Raw genomic sequence first — 2,677 nt, 5'->3', positions numbered from 1 at the left:
AGCTCCCGGCCCATCCCGGCCCGCTGCGAACCCTGGCCCGAGAACAGCACCGCGGACTGTCCGGACGTGACCGAGTCCACGATCACGTCCGATTCCGTGCCGTCCTCGGCCAGTGCCTCGATGCCGCGCAGCAGTGCGTCCCTGTCCTTCCCGACGACGACGGCCCGGTGGGCAAGCGCGGCACGGCTCGTGGCGAGCGAGAACGCCACGTCCGACGCGTCGAGTCCGGGCCGGCGCAGCAGGTGCGACCGCAGGAGCCTGGCCTGCGCCGTGAGGGCGCGTGCTGACTTCGCGGACAGCATCCACGGCAGGACCGGGGAAGACGAGGCGGTCGGGGCGACCGGCCGCGGCTCCGCGTCGACGTCGGGTGCGGGAGCCTGCTCGATGATCGTGTGGGCATTGGTCCCGCTGATGCCGAACGACGACACCGCAGCACGCCGCGGTCCGCCCGTCTCCGGCCACGCCACCGACTCCCTCAGGAGCTCGACGGCCCCCGCCGACCAGTCCACCTGCGTGGACGGCTCGTCGACGTGCAAGGTCTGCGGCAGCACACCGTGCCGCATCGCCATGACCATCTTGATGATCCCGGCGACACCGGCGGCGGCCTGCGTGTGACCGATGTTCGACTTCACCGAGCCGAGCAGCAACGGCTGTTCCTGCGCCCGCTCCCGGCCGTACGTCGCGATCAGCGCCTGGGCCTCGATGGGGTCGCCGAGCCTGGTGCCCGTGCCGTGCGCCTCCACCACGTCGACCTGCGACGCCGACAGACCGGCCGAGGCGAGGGCCTGACGGATGACGCGCTGCTGCGCGGGCCCGTTGGGGGCGGTCAGACCGTTGGACGCGCCGTCCTGGTTCACCGCACTGCCGCGCACGACCGCGAGGACCTCGTGGCCGTTGCGGCGGGCGTCCGAGAGACGCTCCACCAGCAGCATGCCGACACCCTCACCCCAGGCCGTGCCGTCCGCCGCATCGGCGAACGCCTTCACGCGCCCGTCCTCCGCCAGACCGCGCTGGCGCGAGAACTCGATGAACGCGCCGGGCGTCGACATCACGGTGGCACCGCCGGCCAGAGCCAGCGAGCACTCACCCGACCGCAGCGCCTGGATCGCCAGGTGCAGCGCCACCAGGGACGACGAGCACGCCGTGTCCACAGTGATCGCGGGTCCTTCGAGGCCGAACGTGTACGAGAGCCTGCCCGACACGACGCTTGCTCCGTTGCCGGTGCCCATGTGGCCCTCGGCGCTGTCGGCGGACATGAACAGCAGAGCCGAGTAGTCCTGGCCGTTGGTGCCGGTGAAAACTCCGGTCCGGCTGCCGCGCAGCGACTCCGGATCGATGCCCGCCCGCTCGAACGCCTCCCAGGAGGTCTCCAGGAGCAGCCGCTGCTGCGGGTCCATTCCGGTGGCCTCGCGCGGCGAGATCCCGAAGAAGACGGGGTCGAAGTCCCCCACGTCACGCAGGAATCCGCCCTCGGTCACATACGAGGTGCCCGCGTGGTCGGGGTCCGGGTCGTACAGCGAATCGAGGTCCCAGCCCCGGTCCACCGGGAATCCGGTCACCCCGTCCGTGCCGGCCGCCAGCAGTTCCCACAGCTCTTCCGGCGTACGGACACCGCCCGGGAAGCGGCAGCTCATGCCCACGATCGCGATCGGGTCGTCCGGGTCGGTCACCACCGTCGCCGTCGCCGCCGCCATCACCTCAAGGGCACCGGTGTGCTCGGCCTCCCCGCCGAACAGCTCGGACCGCAGGTGCTCGGCCAGAACCGTCGGAGTCGGGTGGTCGAACACCATGGTCGCGGGGAGCTTGAGCCCGGTCCCCTTGGCCAGGCGGTTACGGAGCTCCACCGCGGTCAGTGAGTCGAAACCGAGCTCCCGGAAGGTGCTCGCCGCGGTGACCGAGTCCGCGCTTCCGTGCGCGAGGACGACCGCCGCCTGGCTCCGCACCAGGTCGAGCAGTGCCCGGGTCCGCTCCGCTCCGGTGGCCGCGGCCAGCCGGTCCCGCAGGGCCGAGGCCCCGTCGTCCGCCGCCGCGGTCACCTCCTCCTGGAGGTCCCGCACCTCGGGCAGGCCCGTGAGGAGCGGGCTCGGGCGCAGCGCGGTGAACACGGGCGCGAACCGCGTCCAGTCGACATCGGCCACGGTGACGTGGGTGTCGCGCTCGGCGAGCGCCTGCTGCAGGGCCGCGACGGCCCGCTCCGGAGCCATGGCGGGCAGCCCCCGGCGCAACAGCTCCGCCTCGGCCTCGCCCGCCGCCATGCCGCCGTCGGCCCACGGGCCCCAGCTGATGGAGGTCGCGGTCAGGCCGCGGGCCCGCCGGTCCTGGGCGAGGGCGTCGAGGTGGGCGTTGGCCGCGGCGTAGGCGGCCTGGCCGCCGCTGCCCCATACGCCGGCGATCGAGGAGAACAGAACGAATGCGTCGAGCTCGTCGTGCGGTTCTGAGGTGTTGGACGTGTCGGAGGTGTCGGAGGTGTTCGAGGTGTTCGAGGTGTTCGAGGTGTCGGAGGCGTCTCCCGCGAAGACGGCGTCGAGGTTCGTCGCGCCGGTCACCTTCGCGGACAGGACGGCTGCCAAGGCGTCGTCGTCCAGCGTGTCCAGCGGGTGCGAAGCGGCCACACCGGCGGTGTGGATGACTGAGCGGACCGGCGTACCGGCCTGGCGGAGTCCTTCCACCAGCTCTT

The 2,677-nt window shown here is 72.4% G+C and carries 1 protein-coding gene; it reads right to left on the bottom strand.

Features of this window, described 5'->3' with window-relative positions; genetic code table 11:
* A partial coding sequence (locus EES42_RS39430) for a type I polyketide synthase (RefSeq protein WP_124723178.1) occupies positions 1-2,677 on the bottom strand: 2,677 nt, incomplete at both ends.

Source organism: Streptomyces sp. ADI95-17, from assembly GCF_003846175.1.
GTDB classification, from domain to species: domain Bacteria; phylum Actinomycetota; class Actinomycetes; order Streptomycetales; family Streptomycetaceae; genus Streptomyces; species Streptomyces sanglieri.
Note: the sequence above shows the minus strand (reverse complement) of the source record. Positions and strands in the feature narration are given on the sequence as shown.